The organism is Vulcanococcus sp. Clear-D1 (genome assembly GCF_014654725.1).
Lineage (GTDB): Bacteria > Cyanobacteriota > Cyanobacteriia > PCC-6307 > Cyanobiaceae > Vulcanococcus.
In genome coordinates, this window is the sequence record NZ_JACVZV010000005.1 from 52,767 (window position 1) to 66,233 (window position 13,467).

General features: G+C 65.8%; 15 protein-coding genes. 7 read left to right on the forward strand and 8 right to left on the reverse strand.

What is annotated here, in order from left to right; translation table 11 throughout:
• Positions 1–91 precede the first annotated feature (91 nt).
• Together H9532_RS01610 and H9532_RS01615 are read right to left on the reverse strand one after the other, a co-directional pair.
• On the reverse strand, positions 92–850 hold the full coding sequence (locus tag H9532_RS01610; RefSeq protein ID WP_296365144.1) for a phycobilisome rod-core linker polypeptide: 759 nt from the start codon (positions 848–850) through the stop codon (positions 92–94).
• A gap of 105 nt (positions 851–955) precedes the next feature.
• Entirely contained in the window at positions 956–1,570 is a 615-nt protein-coding gene (locus H9532_RS01615) for a phycobiliprotein lyase (protein WP_296365146.1), read from the reverse strand.
• A 53-nt stretch (positions 1,571–1,623) separates the two neighbouring features.
• On the opposite strand from H9532_RS01615, the gene H9532_RS01620 reads away from it, so the two are divergent.
• Entirely contained in the window at positions 1,624–2,487 is an 864-nt protein-coding gene (locus H9532_RS01620) for an EamA family transporter (protein ID WP_296365148.1), read from the forward strand.
• Here the strand turns inward: H9532_RS01620 and H9532_RS01625 are convergent.
• Together H9532_RS01625 and sufR are read right to left on the reverse strand one after the other, a co-directional pair.
• A complete protein-coding gene (locus H9532_RS01625; RefSeq protein ID WP_296365149.1) occupies positions 2,468–2,830 on the reverse strand; it encodes a hypothetical protein in 363 nt (120 codons plus the stop codon). The two genes, H9532_RS01620 and H9532_RS01625, sit on opposite strands and share 20 nt — an antisense overlap.
• Positions 2,824–3,459, reverse strand: a complete 636-nt coding sequence (sufR, locus tag H9532_RS01630; RefSeq protein WP_296365151.1) for an iron-sulfur cluster biosynthesis transcriptional regulator SufR — start codon at positions 3,457–3,459, stop codon at positions 2,824–2,826. The genes H9532_RS01625 and sufR overlap by 7 nt, the downstream gene beginning before the upstream one ends.
• A gap of 200 nt (positions 3,460–3,659) precedes the next feature.
• Between sufR and H9532_RS01635 the strand changes: the two genes are divergently transcribed.
• The 5 genes from H9532_RS01635 (at position 3,660) to H9532_RS01655 (ending at position 8,871) form a co-directional block, all read left to right on the forward strand.
• Positions 3,660–4,013, forward strand: coding sequence for a ferredoxin-thioredoxin reductase catalytic domain-containing protein (locus H9532_RS01635; RefSeq protein WP_010304579.1), 354 nt, complete (start codon positions 3,660–3,662; stop codon positions 4,011–4,013).
• 10 nt (positions 4,014–4,023) lie between these two features.
• Complete coding sequence (gene sufB / locus H9532_RS01640; protein ID WP_296365155.1) at positions 4,024–5,466, forward strand: Fe-S cluster assembly protein SufB; 1,443 nt, start codon at positions 4,024–4,026, stop codon at positions 5,464–5,466.
• 80 nt (positions 5,467–5,546) lie between these two features.
• Complete coding sequence (sufC, locus tag H9532_RS01645; RefSeq protein ID WP_296365157.1) at positions 5,547–6,341, forward strand: Fe-S cluster assembly ATPase SufC; 795 nt, start codon at positions 5,547–5,549, stop codon at positions 6,339–6,341.
• Positions 6,341–7,585 carry a Fe-S cluster assembly protein SufD gene (gene sufD, locus H9532_RS01650; protein WP_296365159.1) on the forward strand — a complete coding sequence of 415 codons (1,245 nt, stop codon included), beginning with the start codon at positions 6,341–6,343 and terminating at the stop codon, positions 7,583–7,585. The genes sufC and sufD overlap by 1 nt, the downstream gene beginning before the upstream one ends.
• On the forward strand, positions 7,582–8,871 hold the full coding sequence (locus tag H9532_RS01655) for a SufS family cysteine desulfurase (protein WP_296365161.1): 1,290 nt from the start codon (positions 7,582–7,584) through the stop codon (positions 8,869–8,871). Before sufD ends, H9532_RS01655 begins: the two co-directional genes overlap by 4 nt.
• A 15-nt stretch (positions 8,872–8,886) precedes the next feature.
• On the opposite strand, the gene H9532_RS01660 is transcribed toward H9532_RS01655, so the two are convergent.
• The 3 genes from H9532_RS01660 to H9532_RS01670 are packed head-to-tail and all read right to left on the reverse strand — an operon-like array spanning position 8,887 to position 11,854.
• Positions 8,887–9,600: a class I SAM-dependent methyltransferase gene (locus H9532_RS01660; RefSeq protein WP_296365163.1), complete on the reverse strand. Its 714-nt coding sequence runs from the start codon at positions 9,598–9,600 to the stop codon at positions 8,887–8,889.
• A gap of 5 nt (positions 9,601–9,605) precedes the next feature.
• A complete protein-coding gene (locus tag H9532_RS01665; protein WP_296365165.1) occupies positions 9,606–10,439 on the reverse strand; it encodes a methyltransferase domain-containing protein in 834 nt (277 codons plus the stop codon).
• Complete coding sequence (locus H9532_RS01670) at positions 10,436–11,854, reverse strand: FAD-dependent oxidoreductase (RefSeq protein WP_296365167.1); 1,419 nt, start codon at positions 11,852–11,854, stop codon at positions 10,436–10,438. Before H9532_RS01670 ends, H9532_RS01665 begins: the two co-directional genes overlap by 4 nt.
• A 36-nt stretch (positions 11,855–11,890) precedes the next feature.
• On the opposite strand from H9532_RS01670, the gene H9532_RS01675 reads away from it, so the two are divergent.
• Positions 11,891–12,442, forward strand: a complete 552-nt coding sequence (locus H9532_RS01675; protein ID WP_296365170.1) for a DUF1543 domain-containing protein — start codon at positions 11,891–11,893, stop codon at positions 12,440–12,442.
• Here H9532_RS01675 and H9532_RS01680 read toward each other — a convergent pair.
• Positions 12,418–13,437 carry a metallophosphoesterase gene (locus H9532_RS01680; protein ID WP_296365172.1) on the reverse strand — a complete coding sequence of 340 codons (1,020 nt, stop codon included), beginning with the start codon at positions 13,435–13,437 and terminating at the stop codon, positions 12,418–12,420. The genes H9532_RS01675 and H9532_RS01680 overlap by 25 nt on opposite strands.
• Between the last annotated feature and the right edge of the window lie 30 nt (positions 13,438–13,467).

Consider the following 13,467-nt stretch of genomic DNA (forward strand, 5'->3'; position numbering starts at 1 on the left):
GCATCCCAAGACCAGCTCGGCAGCTTGGGCCTTCCCACAAAAAAGCGGGGGTTTCCCCCCGCACCGTGATGGGGCCCAAGGGCCTCAATGATCAGCGGCCGATGCTGCGGTAGGGCACCTTGGCCAGGTAATCGATGTCGGCGCTGCCGGCGGCGCTGGCGCCACGCAGGGCAGGCAGGGTCCGCACCCAGGGCATGTAGTCCTGAGGGAAGCCACCGCGGCGCTGCAGGGAGCGCTCGGGCAGTTTGCGGGCGGTGCCGGTGTACACGATCTGGGGGAAGCCCAGGATGCCGCGGTAGTAGGCGTCGTAGCGGGGGCTGGTGATGTTGAAGGGTGTTTCACCCAGATCACGGCTGCCCACCACACGGTTGCGGTGGTAAGGAACGGTGTCGTAACCGAACGCGTTGAGGTACTCCTCGCTGTCGAGGATGTCGTCAACCATGCCTTTGACGCCGCGGGTCATCAGCACAGCCGACCAGGCAATCTCCTCGGACTTGCCGTGGGTCTTGCGACCCAGCAGCTTCTCCACGAGGTGGCGGGCCACCTTGTAGTTGCTGTTGAGGGTGTAGAAGCTGCGGTTGAAGGTGTCCGACAGACACAGGGAGCGAATGAAATCGCGCACCGTGATCTGACCGTTACGCAGTTGCGACTCCAGGGTGCGGTCGCGGTCGACCTTGAAGGCGTGGAAGAAGATCTGGCGGTAAGCCGCTTCGATCACGAAGTTCTGATCTTCGCGATCCATTGCCTTGTCCATGGACGCGGCTTTGGGATCCTCGTCCGAGCCCACGCGCAGGGGATCCACACGCGCGTTCTGCGTTGTGGGCGCGTACTTCAGGAGGGGAAGGGCCACTCGAACTTCGGCATCCGTCGTGGCTGATCGTAGAAGTGCTGTTACGGCTCCACTGATCCGCCTCAGGCAGGACTCACAGTCCGTAACGTTCGCAACAGCTCGGGCCTACCAGCCCAGCAGCGAGAGGGCTGGTTCGCTGGCTGCTGCACGGCCGGCCGCCGCCGATGCCGCGGGCCGCTCCTGTTGCGCGTCGTCGCAGCGGGTCTCGATGCAGAAGGACGCGTTGTTGGAGAGGCCCTCCACCGTGCTGCTGCGTACGCGCACATTCGGCCCCTGAAAGGCGAAGCGCTCCCACACGCTCATCGTTTCGTACTCGGTGCTGAGCAGCAGGCCATCGTGCTCATCCATGCAGAAGCGCGAGCTGGCCGGTGCCTTTTCGGCGTAGCCGAGATCGCGCAGCAAGATTCCCTCGCGGCCGCGGTCGTCGGTGGGGATCAGCCCGATCACGCTTTCACCGGTGTGATCTTCGCCGGCCTTGTCCCAGGCCATCGAGGCGCTCCAGCGCACCCAGCAGCCGCCCACGAGCCCGGCCGGATCCTGGCCGTGCAGCTCAGCCAGCTCCAAAAGCCGTGAATCGCTGGCGGCCAGTTCGTCCACAACGATCAACGAGCCGCCCGCTTCGGCGCGGCGGTGCAACAGGTGATGCACGCTGCGCTGGGAGCGCCAGCGGCCGCAGCTCAGCTGAAAAAAGCTGAGGGCGTTCTCAAGGGAGAGGCTCACGGCGGCGCGGCGGGTGCAGCGATGATCGCAAGCCGCCACCGCCGGTTGAGGTTGTGCTGATCGGTGCTCTGGCTGCCCTGGCTGCCGCGCTGTGCTGGACCCTGGCCAGCAGCCTCTGGCGTCGCCTGCCCACCTCCCTCAGCGGCGCAGAACTGAATCTGCTGAAAAACTGGCTGGCGCTCGCGATGCTCCTGCCCCTGGTGCTGGGCCGTCCCTGGCCTGAGGCCCAGGGCCCCCTGCTGTTGTTGGCGTTGAGTGGCGTGCTGGGGATTGCGCTGGGCGACAGCCTCTACTTCGCGGCCTTGCGCCGGCTGGGCACCCGCCGCACGCTCACCATCGATGCCGGTGGCCCGGCGGTCGCCTCCGTGGGTGGGATGGTCTGGCTGGCGGAGGTGCCGGAACCGCTCCACTGGTTCGGCCTTGGTCTGATCACCTTCGCGCTGCTGCTCGTGGCGGTGCAGCGCTCAGGCGATGCCTTCGCGGGGCGCCGGCAGTTGCAGGGTGTGGTTCTGGCCCTGGGAGCACTGTTCTGCGGCAGCGCTGGAGCGCTGGTGTCGCGGGCGGCTCTGCGGGATGCCGCCTTTGATCCGCTGCAGTCGGCTCTGGTGCGGGTGCTGGCGGCGGGCTTGGTGTTGTTGCCGTTGCTGCGGGGCTGGCGCACCAGGGGTTGGGGGCCGCGCCCATCCACCCGGCGCTGGCCCCTGGGATTACTGGCCACGCTGCTCGGAACCACCGCAGGCATCGCCTTGCAGCAGCTGGCCCTGCAGCAGTTGCCGGGCGGCATCGCGGTGGCGCTGCTGGCTACCGCCCCGCTGATGGCGATCCCGCTGGCTCATTTGGAAGGGGATCGGCCGGGATGGCGGGGATGGTTGGCCGCCTTGCTGGCCCTGTGCGGCGTTAGTGCTCTGGTGGCTTGAGCGTGTTGCCCAGCCGTTGATCAGCCTGTTGCTGTCCCCAGAGCACCAGGTCGCTGATCTCCAGCGCCAGCGGTGGCTTGTGAAGCTCCAGGCCGATGGCTTCGAGCTGAACGGCGGCCTTGGCGAGTTGCTCCACCAACACGGGGATGAAGCTGGGGTCCACCGCCAGGTTGGGTTGTTGGTGCGCCCAGGCCATCAAGCCTTCCTGGGCTGGCATGGCGGCGTCGCCTTGGGCGGCTTGTTGGAGGCAGCGCAGGCTGTGGGCCAGCAGGCGCAGGTGGTGACGCTCCAGTGCCGGAAGCAGCGTGCTCTCCAGCTCTTGAAGGTCGTGCTCGCTCAGCACGGCTGCAGCAGGAACCCGCAGGCGTGGCCGCCATCGAGCAGCCAGTGCACCCGCTCCACGGCGCAGTCGGGGAACGTGTGCCGGATCAGCTGCAGCTCCTGATCGCACACGCAGGGGAACTGTTCAGCGATCTTCATCACAGAGCAGTGGAATTCGCTGATCACCCAGCCTTCGCCCTTCGGGTTGGGCTTGTAGTCGGCCACATAGCCCTCGCGCCGGCGCAGATCCACCAGTCGTTCGATGCGCTCCTTCAGGCTGCCGTCGCCGATCAGGCGGCGGTAGTCGGTGGCTTTTTCAGAGGCCTGGCGTTGCAGCAGCTGATCCACCATCTCGGTGGGCAGGCTGGTGGCCATGGAGCTGAGCAGCCCCAGAGCGAAATGTTCGCTGCCGTTGGGGAACTGGCGGCGGCCAGCTGCTGTGAGCCGCCAGAGATTGGAGGGACGTCCAGGACCTTCGGGAGCCGGGCTGGCCTCCACGAGGCCTTCTTCTTCCAGGGAACGCAGGTGGCGACGCATCACTTGGACGGACACACCCAGTGCCTCAGCCAGTTGCGCCGCGGTGATTTCACCCTGACGCAACATCAGGGTGAGCGCTGCCTCTCGGGTGGGTGCCTGCGTGGAGGCGCTCATGACCAACTCTTTACCACCACACCATGCCACGCCTGTTCAGGCGCTGACGAGTGGACCGTGCTGGTGCGCCCACACGTCACAATGCAGCGTCACCCCCGGGTGCCGCTCGTGTGCTTTAGGGTCGACTTGCGAAACACACTGGTTTCGTAACTGCTGGCCAAGCCCGCACGGGCACAACGCTCCGCCTCGCCTTTGCCCTCATGTCTGAAGCTCCTGCCCCCCAAGCCAGCGACAGCCTTGAGGTGATCCGCAAATTTGCGGAAACCTACGCCCAGCGCACGGGGACCTATTTCTGCAGTGACCCCAGCGTCACGGCTGTCGTGCTCGAGGGGCTGGCCCGTCATAAGGACGAGCTGGGAGGTGCCCTGTGCCCCTGCCGCCATTACGAAGACAAGGAGGCTGAGGTGGCTCAGGCTTTCTGGAACTGCCCCTGCGTGCCGATGCGTGAGCGCAAGGAGTGCCACTGCATGCTGTTCCTCACCGAAGACAACCCCTTCCGCGGCGAGAAACAGACGATCACGCTCGAAGAAGTGAAAGCCCATTGCGCCGGTTGAAGGTCAGTTCATGAGCAACGCACAGGCTGTTGGTGATCTGGTGAGCCAGCCGTACAAGTACGGCTTCGTCACCGATATCGAAACCGAAAAGATCGCCAAGGGCCTCAGCGAGGACGTGGTGCGCTTGATCTCCAGCAAGAAGGAGGAGCCGTCCTTCCTGCTGGACTTTCGCCTGCGCGCCTACAAGCAATGGCTGCAGATGAGCGAGCCCGATTGGGCGGCTCTCGGTTATCCGCCGATCGACTACCAAGACGTGGTGTACTACGCCGCGCCCAAACAGCAGCAAAAGAAAGCCAGCCTCGATGAGGTGGATCCGAAGCTGCTCGAAACCTTCGACAAACTCGGCATCCCCCTCAGCGAGCAGAAGCGACTGTCCAACGTGGCCGTTGACGCGGTGTTCGACAGTGTGTCAATCGCCACGACCTACAAGGACAAGCTGGCCGAGCACGGCGTGATCTTCTGCTCGATCAGTGAGGCGGTGAAGGAGCACCCTGAGCTGATCGAGCGGTATCTCGGCACGGTGGTGCCTAGCAACGACAACTACTTCGCGGCGCTCAACTCAGCCGTGTTCAGCGACGGCTCTTTTGTGTTCATTCCCAAAGGTGTGGAATGTCCGATGGAGCTCTCCACCTATTTCCGGATCAACTCCGGCGATACAGGACAGTTCGAGCGCACGCTGATCGTTGCCGAAGAGGGTGCTTCGGTGAGCTACCTCGAGGGCTGCACCGCCCCGATGTTTGACACCAACCAGCTCCATGCGGCTGTCGTGGAATTGGTGGCTCTCGATGATGCCTCGATCAAATACTCCACCGTGCAGAACTGGTACGCCGGTGATGAAAATGGCGTGGGTGGCATTTACAACTTCGTGACCAAGCGCGGCCAGTGCCGCGGCGACCGCAGCAAGATCAGCTGGACCCAGGTGGAAACCGGCTCAGCGATCACCTGGAAATACCCCAGCTGCGTGTTGCAGGGCGCTGATTCTGTAGGTGAGTTTTATTCCGTGGCGCTCACCAATAACAAACAGCAGGCGGATACGGGCACCAAAATGATTCACGTGGGTCCGCGGAGCCGCTCCACCATCGTGAGCAAGGGCATCAGCGCCGGCCGCTCTGCCAATAGCTATCGCGGTTTGGTGCAGATCGGCCCGAAAGCGGTGGGGGCACGCAACTACAGCCAGTGCGATTCGATGCTGATCGGCGATCAGGCGGCCGCCAACACCTACCCCTACATCCGTTCTCAGCAGCCCCAGGCTTCGGTGGAGCACGAAGCCAGCACCTGCCGTATCTCCGAAGATCAGCTCTTCTATCTGCAGAGCCGCGGCATCGGGTTTGAAGAGGCCGTTTCGATGATGGTGAGTGGCTTCTGCCGTGATGTGTTCAATCAGCTGCCGATGGAATTCGCAGCCGAAGCCGACAAACTGCTCGCCCTCAAGCTGGAGGGCTCCGTGGGTTGAGTTCAGCCCCGTTGCCGAATCGGCGTTGATCCGCCTGCTCCCCTTCCGTTTCTGATTCCGTCCTCGCTCGCTCCTCCGCCGTGATTCGCCCCGACGCTCCCGTACTGCTTGAGATCCGCGATCTCCATGCCCGGGTGGAGGACAAGGCGATCCTCAAGGGCGTGAACCTCACCATCCGTGCCGGTGAAATCCACGCGGTGATGGGTCGCAATGGCAGTGGCAAAAGCACCCTCTCCAAAGTGCTCGCCGGCCACCCCGCTTACAGCGTGACCGGCGGCAGCGTGACCTACCGCGGCGAGAACCTGCTGGAGCTGGATCCCGAGCAGCGCGCTCGCATCGGGGTGTTCCTTGGTTTTCAGTACCCCGTGGAAATCCCTGGGGTGAGCAACCTGGAGTTTCTGCGGGTGGCCACGAATGCTCGTCGGCTGGAGCAGGGCCACGAGGAGCTCGACACATTCGCTTTCGAAGATTTGGTGCGTGAACGCCTGAAGGTGGTTCAGATGGACCCTGCTTTCCTCGATCGTTCCGTGAACGAAGGCTTCAGCGGTGGTGAGAAAAAGCGCAATGAGATCCTGCAGATGGCTCTGCTGGAGCCTTTGGTGGCGATCCTCGATGAAACGGATTCCGGTTTGGATATCGATGCCCTGCGCATCGTGGCTGGGGGTGTGAACCAGCTGGCCAATGCCGAGAACGCCACGCTGCTGATCACCCATTACCAGCGCCTGCTCGATGCGATCACACCGGATTACGTGCATGTGATGGCGGCGGGCCGCATCCTGCGCACAGGCGGTAAGGAGCTGGCGCTCGAGCTCGAAGAGCGAGGCTACGACTGGGTGGATCAGGAGCTCGCTGCCCTGGCGGCGGAGGTGGCCTGATGAGCGCAAGCCTCGCAACACCGGCTGCGGCCAAGGGTGCTTGGCTGGATGCCTGGTTGGCCCATCTGCCTGCCGCCAGTGGTGAGCTGGCGCCGGTGCAGGAGCGTGGCCGCCAGGCCCTGAGCCAAAGCTCGATTCCCTCGGGGCGTCACGAAGATTGGCGTTTCACAGATCTCTCACTGCTGCAGGCGCTGCCTCTTGCTCCGGCGGCCGCGGCAACAGCCACCTTGCCCGTCCCTGAATCCGGGGCTGTGCGGCTGGTGTGGAGCGGCGGCAGCAATCCCCTGGCGGGCCAAGCCCTGCCTGCGGGTTTGCAGCAGCTCACCCCTGGTGAAATTGCCCAGGGGCTCGGGCACACCCTCGCCGCTGCTGGCTGCCAGGAGCATTGGCCGGTGGAGCTCAATCACGCTGCTGCCGAGCGTGTGTTGGCCCTGCGTGTGACCAGCCGCAGCCAGGTGAGCCTGGAGTTGGTGAGCGCCGCGGCCGAGGGTCTGCAGGCGCTGCGCTTGTTGCTGCTGCTGGAGGAGAAGGCCGAGCTGGATCTCTCCCAGTGGATCGAAGCCCAGGCCTCCGGTTTGCACAGCTTGGTGATTGAGGCCCATCTTGCGCGCGGTGCCCGCCTCAGCCATGGCCTGGTGGCGCTGGGGCAATCCGATGCCGCTCTCATGGCTCATGTGGTGATCGAGCAGGAACCGGAAAGCCGGGTGCAACTGAGCAGCGTCACCTCCGGCTGGGGGCTGGCGCGGCTTGAGCCCCGGGCCGTGCAGGTGGATGGCGCGGCCCACACCACCCTGCGGGGCCTGCAGCTGGTGGACGGTCAGCGCATCGCCGACACCCACAGCTTTGTGGAGTTCAAAGGGCCGGAGGGGCAGCTCGATCAACTGCATAAAGCAGTTGCAGCCGGCCAGGGCCGCAGCGTGTTCAACGGTGCCGTGCGCGTGCCCCGCGCCGCCCAGCGCACCAATGCAGCTCAGCTCAGCCGCAGCCTGCTGCTCTCGGATCGCGCCAGGATCGATACCAAGCCGGAGCTGGAGATCGTGGCCGACGACGTGAAGTGCGCCCATGGCGCCACGGTGAGCAGCCTGCAGACCGATGAGCTCTTCTATTTACAGAGCCGTGGCATCGGCGCCGACCAGGCGGCTGGCCTGCTGCAGCGGGCCTTCTGCGAGGAAGTGCTGCGGGAGCTGCCTGCAGCGGCCCGCAGCTGGTGTTCGCTCGAGCGTTTGCTGGAGAGCGCGGCATGACCAGCACCCTCTCGGCACCCCAGGCCGCTGCCGTCACCCAGCCCGACAACCTGGCAGCGCTCACGCGCCCTGATTTCCCGCTGCTGGCCCAGACCGCCTGCCTCGGCCAGCCGCTGATCTATCTCGATCACGCCGCCACCAGCCAGAAGCCCCGCCAGGTGCTGGAGGCGCTGCAGCATTACTACGACCACGACAATGCCAACGTGCACCGCGGCGCGCACCAGCTGAGCGCCCGTGCCACCGAAGGCTTTGAAGGCGCCCGTGCCAAGGCGGCAGCTTTTGTGGGGGCCGCCAACCCCAACGAGATCGTGTTCACCCGCAACGCCAGCGAGGCGATCAACCTCGTGGCCCGCAGCTGGGGTGAGGCCAACCTGCGCCCCGGTGATGAGGTGCTGCTCACGGTGATGGAGCACCACAGCAATCTGGTGCCCTGGCAGCTGCTCGCCGATCGCACTGGTTGCGTGTTGCGCCATGCCGGCCTCACCGACAGCGGTGAACTCGATCTCCACGATCTGCGCAGCAAGATCAGCGATCGCACCCGGCTGGTGAGCCTGGTGCAGGTGAGCAACACGCTCGGCTGCCTCAATCCGATCGCGGAGGTGGCAGCCCTGGCTCACGCCGCCGGTGCCTTGGTGCTGGTGGATGCCTGCCAGAGTCTGCCCCACCTGCCGGTGAACGTGAAGCAGCTGGGCGCTGATTTTCTGGTGGGCAGCTCCCACAAGCTCTGCGGCCCCACGGGTATGGGCTTCCTCTGGGGCCGCGAGGCGCTGCTGGAGGCGATGCCCCCCTTCCTGGGCGGCGGCGAAATGATCCAGGACGTCTACCTCGACCACAGCACCTGGGCCGGCTTGCCCCACAAATTCGAAGCAGGTACCCCGGCGATTGGCGAGGCGGTGGGGATGGGCGCAGCTCTCGATTACCTGCAGGCCATCGGGCTGGATCGCATCCATGCCTGGGAGCAGCAGCTCACCCGCCATCTGTTCGAGCGCCTGCAGGCCATCGATGGCCTGCGCATCCTCGGCCCCACCCCAGAGCAACAGCCGGATCGTGCTGCTCTGGCCGCCTTCCACGTGGAAGGCGTGCACGCCAACGACATCGCCGCTCTGCTCGATTCAGCCGGCATCTGCATCCGCAGCGGCCACCACTGCACCCAGCCGCTGCACCGCCACTACGGCATCAGTGGTTCCGCCCGCGCCAGCCTCAGTTTCACCACCACCACTGAGGAGATCGATCGCTTTGCTGATGAGCTGCAGGGCTCGATCAGCTTCCTGCGGGAGCACAGCTGAGCGGATCCTCTTGGCTCAGGCTGGCGTCAGCACGGCCATCGCCTCAGCGTGTTGGCGTCCATTCCATGCCCAGCGCCACTGCCAACCTGCTGCTTTGGCCGTGGCCTCAATCGCGGCACGGTCGGCGGGGTGGTCGTAAGCGGCCAGGTGGCTACTCACGTGCTCTCGCTGCTGGGCAGAGAGCTGGGGCCAACTGCTGGCAATGCGTTGCTGGTAGCGCTGCACATAAATGTCGCGGCTCTCGCCGGGTTTCCGGAAGACATCCACCCAAATGAACAACCCTCCCGGTGCGATCCGGGTGCGCAGGCGCTCGAGCAGCCACTGTTTCTCCTCGGCGCTGAGGTGATGAATGGCGAAGGCAGAGTGAAGGATGTCGACTGGTTCTGCGTCATCGCCAGCTGGATCGCTTGCCCAACGGAGTAGATCTCCTTCCAGCCAGCGGCATGGATAGGCCACGTTGCCGAGAGCTTGCTGCGCCAGGGGCAGCACCTCAGGCGTGAGATCCAGCCCCGTGTAGGAGCCCAAAGGCAGGCGTTGCAGCAGAGGAGCCAGCAGCGCCAGATCGCCGCAGCCCAGATCCACCATCCGCGGTGCCGCGGCATCGTTGGGGCGAGCCTGGAGCCAGCCCTCCAGGGTTGCGGCCGTGGCGGAGGCCACGGCTTGGTGCTCCATCAGATCGTGCTCCACCACGGCCCGATAGGAGGCCCACTGCTGTGTGAAAAGGTCCATGGTGCTCAGCCTGGTTGGTCGTCGGCGGGTTTCATCCCCCGGGCTTGATAGGCGCTGATGCTGATCGCCGCATCGGGTCGCTCCGCCAGGCGCGCAAATCGCTTGAGCCCAGTCTCGATCAGGGCTACGGCATGGGGTGTGGGCGCAGCCTCGAACAAGGCTGAGCGTTCCGGCTCGATAAAGCCGAGCAGATAGCTGCAAAACCCATCAACCGCATCGCGCTGACTGGGACACCAGTGGTGGATCCCCACCATGGTGTTGTGCACCGCAGTGAAGCCGGCCTGCTCCAGCCAGGGGCCCAGCGCCGGGCCGGCGTGGGCATTGCCGTGGCGGTTGAAATGGGCAACGAAGGCGCTGAGCATCGCCTCAATCGCGGGGTCTGGCGGGGAAACGCGCAGGCTGGAGTAATCGGTTTCGGTGATGTGAATCGTGCCCCCTGGCCGCAGCACCCGCAGGGCTTCGCGCAGCACCGCCAGCGGCTCCTGCAGGTGCTCCACCACCCACACCAACCGCACACGATCCATCGAGGCGCATGCCCAAGGCAGCGCAGCGCCATCCCCCACCGCAAGGTCCACCTGATCCAGGCCCAGCCCCCTGAGGTGCCCTCGCGCGGCCGCGATCTGGTCGGGGCTGATGTCGATCCCGTGCAGTTGGGCATCGGGGTGCCTCTTGCCGATCTGCCCCAGCACCGCACCAACGCCGCAGCCGATCTCGAGGATCTGATCACCAGCCTGGTAATCCAGATTCGCTGCCAGTAGCTCGGAGAGCAGCTCTGCTTGATCAATCAGACGCTCTTGTTCGCGGCGACTCGTCCCATGGATGTAAGGCCGATCCTTCATGGGCTCAGGTGTCGGGCAACGGTTGATGCGGCTAGCTCCCCGGCCTCGATGGCGCCTTCGAAATAGCCGGGCCAGCGCGGGGAGACCTCGGTACCGGCCCAGCACACCCTCCCATGGCTCGCGGGAGCCGGGCCACACTCGGTGCCGGCAGCCAGGCGGGCATGGCTGGTCCAGCTGCCTGGTGCTGGAAAGCTGGTGAAGGCACCGCCGGTCCAGGCTTCGCCATTCCAGGCTTGTTCCACCAGATCGAGGGGGCTGGCGGCGTCGGGGCCCCAATAGCTCACAAGATCCTTGAGGATCAGCGCTCGCCGTTCCGCCTCCGGCAGTGCGGCCATGGTGATGGCCCGCTCCCCCGCCACAAAGCTCGCCAGCACAGCCGGTTGCTCGCCAGGGGGGCCGCTGTCGGCGGTGAGATCCAGCCAGGGCTGTTCACCGGTCCCTAGACCGTTCAGTCCCTGCTCACGCCAGAAGGGCCTGCTGTAGCGCGTGAGGATTTTGGTCATGCCTCCCATGGCTGTGCGTTGCAGCAGGGCTTGATGCGCCGGGGGCAAGGGCGGTTCAAAGCGGATCGCTTGCCGCTGCGGCGGTGGCACCGCCACGATCACTGCACGGGCCTGCAGCGGTTCGAGCCCCTCGGCTATCACGGTTGCCATGGCCTCGTTTTGCTGAATGGCCAGCACCGGGGCTTCCAGCACGAGGGCCTCCGGGCTGCGGGCCCGAAGGTCCGCCGCGAGCTGCAGGCTCACCGCTCCTGCCCCTCCCTGCACCAGCCATGCTTCCGGTGTCTCGGTCTGCGGCGCCACCGCTTGGGTCCAGGCGAGGTGCAGGATCGAGGCTTCCCAGGGTTCAAAGCCGCCCGATCCCCCCACTCGGCAGAGCCAGTCGAGGGGCAGATGGGCCAGGGGCAGGTTGGTCTGCTGAGCAGCCCATGCGCTCACGGTGAGCCGATCCAGCCGTTCGGCATCGGGGGTGAGCCAGGGCTGGCGTGGGTTGATCTGGGCGACGAGGGCGGTGAAGGCTTGCTGCAGGGCGCGGGTTGCCTCCAGCTCCTTCGCATCCAGGTCGAGGGCCCCAGGCTCAAAGAACACCAGGCTGTCCTCAAAACGCTCCGCTAGTGGGGCCTTGATGCACTTCCCTCGCCAACAGAAGATGCCGTCGCCTGCGTAGTAACTCGGATAGCGACTCAGCCCGAGTTCCTGCAGTAGCGCTGCGAAGCGGTGGTGTGTGTTGCCTCCCCACTGGCCTCCCAGATCCACCACGCTGCCGTCGCTGAGGGGCTGGCTCACCATGCGTCCCCCCACCCGTGGCCGCGCCTCCAGCACGCGCACCCGCTGTCCTTGTTCGATCAAGCGGCGAGCGGCGATCAACCCGGAGAGTCCGGCACCCACCACCACGACATCGACGGCATCGCCCATCGCGTCAGCGTTCTCACAGCTGCTGGAATGCTGACCATGGAGCTCTTGGCTGACCACGCGCAGTTGTTTTTGGTGGTACTTGGGGGCCGCACCGCCACCAGTCACATCGAGCTGCACGATGTGCGCTTCGTGGCAGGTGCCTGCATTGACGACACCATTCCTGAGCTGCGCCAGCAGTGGTTCGGGAGGCGTGAGGGCTTGCACCTAGATAGCTACATGGCGGTGCGGGCGATCGATGGCTGGACGGTGAGCCTTGCTCGTGAGCCGGCCGAGCCCCGGCCTGAGCGGCTCTGGTTTGTGAATCTGGGTGCCTATCGCCCCGATTCCCTGGCGGAGTTGCACCACTTCGGCCTGGTGGTGGCCCGCTCGTCTCAGGCGGCCAAGGCGGCGGCAAAGCGGCAGTGGCTGGCAGGGGCGGTCCAGCAGCACAAGGATGATCTCTGTGCCGTGGATGACTGCCTGGCGATCGAGCAGCTGGAGCTGCTCGGGGGTGAGCGGTGGTACGTGCAGCTCCATCCCCATCCCGAGGGGGTAAGCCAGCCCCAGGTGCCGGATTGGTTTGGTTACCGGCGGATCGATCGCTCCTGAACATTGCGGTTGAGGCCGCCGGCGCGGCCCATCAGGCTGGCGGGGAGGCGGCTCCAGGCCACGGGTTGGCCGCTGGCCACCGCAAAGGTGGTCTCCACCAGGGAGTTGTCCTGCCAGTTGATGTCGAGGGTTGTGTAGGTCTGCTGGGGAGGGATGTCTCCCTGGAGCAGGCGTCTGGGGCCACTGCCCATGGCCCCCAGCTGGATCAGATCCAGCTGCCCGCGGCGAGCGGGGAACCAGGCGTGCTGGTGGCCGCTGATGTAGGCCTGCACGCGGCCCTGCTCCAGCAGGCTCTGCACAGCTGCGGCCTGATCCAGGGTTTCGCCGGCGCGGTCGCGCCCCTGGCTCACGCCCACCAGGGGCAGGTGCCCCACCACCAGCCGCAGCCGCGCCTGCTGGGCTTCTGGGCTGGCCAGCTGTTGACGCGCCCAGCTGAGCTGGCTGGCGGGGATGCGGCCGGAGCTGGCATCCCACACCAGCCAGAACACATCGTTCTGCAGGGCGCTGTAGTGGAAGGGGAAATCGGCCACATCCACGAAGCGCAGGCCGAGGGCCTGGCGCCGGGGTGTCCAGAAGCGCCGCACTGCGGCTCGGTCGGCGTCGTAGCCGGGCGATCCATCGTGATTGCCAACGGCCGGCAGGAAGGGCAGGCCGGCCTGGCGCACAGGCGCGAGCACGGTGCGGGCGAAGCCCTCCCACATCGCATCGAGCTGGGCGGCGCTGAGGCCTGGTTTCTGGCCGGCCACCATGTCGCCGGCGCACACCACCAGCGCCGGTTGCAGCGCCAGCAGCTGTTTGAGGCCCTGGCTCACCTGGGGGATGTAGGTGGTGGAGCCGTAGCTGCTGTTGAGGTCGCTGATCAGGCCCAGGCGCAGATCGGGGCGGCGGCCTGGGGCGGCAGCGGACGGTGCCTGTCCCAGGCCCAGCAAGCTCAGCCCGCCGCCCGCCGCTCCCGCGGCGGTGAGCTGCAGCAGCTGGCGGCGGCTCAGGAGCATGGGGCGCTGGGGCGACGAGGGCGGTCGACG